Here is a 1,103-nt window from a genome sequence, read left to right as displayed (position 1 = left end):
CGTGCCGATACCCTCTCTGGAGGGCAGCGCCAGCGAGTGGGCATTGCCCGTGCCCTACTCCAACGTCCCAGTCTATTGCTGGTGGATGAACCCACTGCCAGCTTGGATCCTAAAACAGCTCGCCAGGTGATGCGCCTATTAACTGACCTGAGCCGCGATCGTGGCTTAACCGTGGTAATCAACATCCACAATGTCCCCCTTGCCCAGGAATTTACCCAGCGCATTGTAGGGCTACGTCATGGTGAGGTAGTGTACGACGGCGATCCCACTGGGTTGACACCAACCATCTTGACAGAGATCTACGGTGCAGAAGACTGGACTGCTATGTCTGAGCAACTAGCGGTAACTACCCCGTAAGCCTATGCATCAGCCACTAACAGTGCCATTGTGGTCACCCCCACCGTTGATTAAAAACCCTTGGCTCCGCTGGGGCATAGGCTTAGGTGCAGTTCTTTATTTCGCCCTAGCGCTGAGTAGCCTGCAACCCAACTGGCAGCGGATTGGACAAGGGCTGGAGCGGGGTGGACGCATCATCGCAGGCTTCCTGCAACCAGATTTTGCTTCGCGCTGGGCAGATATCCAGGTGGGAATGCTGGAAACAGTGGTGATGGCAGTAGTAGCAACAGTTATGGGGGTGGTCGTATCGGTGCCGATCGCCCTGGGTGCCTCACGCAATCTCGCCCCCTTGCCTGTTTACCTAGCCTGTCGCGGCATCATCGCTTTCACCCGTAGCGTACATGAGGTGATTGTAGCGATTGTGTTCGTAGTGATGGTAGGGTTTGGCCCCTTGGCAGGAGTACTGACGCTGACCTTTGCTACCATTGGCTTTTTGGCAAAGCTGCTAGCAGAAGCAATTGAGACGATCGACCCCAGCCCTGTGGAAGCAATCCTAGCAACAGGAGCGTCGTGGCTTCAGGTAGTGAGCTACGGCATGGTGCCCCAGGTCATGCCCCGCTTAATTGGGCTAACCGTATACCGGTTGGATATTAACTTGCGAGAGTCAGCAGTGATTGGCATTGTGGGTGCAGGCGGTATTGGGGCCACCTTGAACACAGCCGTCGATCGCTACGACTATCGCACGGCTGGGGCGATTGTACTCTTGA

General features: G+C 55.8%; 2 protein-coding genes. Both read left to right on the top strand.

Annotated elements, in window-relative coordinates:
• A partial coding sequence (locus NZ772_19365) for an ATP-binding cassette domain-containing protein (protein MCS6815717.1) occupies positions 1–357 on the top strand: 357 nt, incomplete at its 5' end.
• A 4-nt stretch (positions 358–361) separates the two neighbouring features.
• Positions 362–1,103, top strand: a 742-nt coding sequence (gene phnE / locus NZ772_19360) for a phosphonate ABC transporter, permease protein PhnE (GenBank protein MCS6815716.1), incomplete at its 3' end; no start/stop codon positions are given.

Source organism: Cyanobacteriota bacterium (assembly GCA_025054735.1).
Classification (GTDB): domain Bacteria; phylum Cyanobacteriota; class Cyanobacteriia; order SKYG9; family SKYG9; genus SKYG9.
Note: the sequence above shows the minus strand (reverse complement) of the source record. Positions and strands in the feature narration are given on the sequence as shown.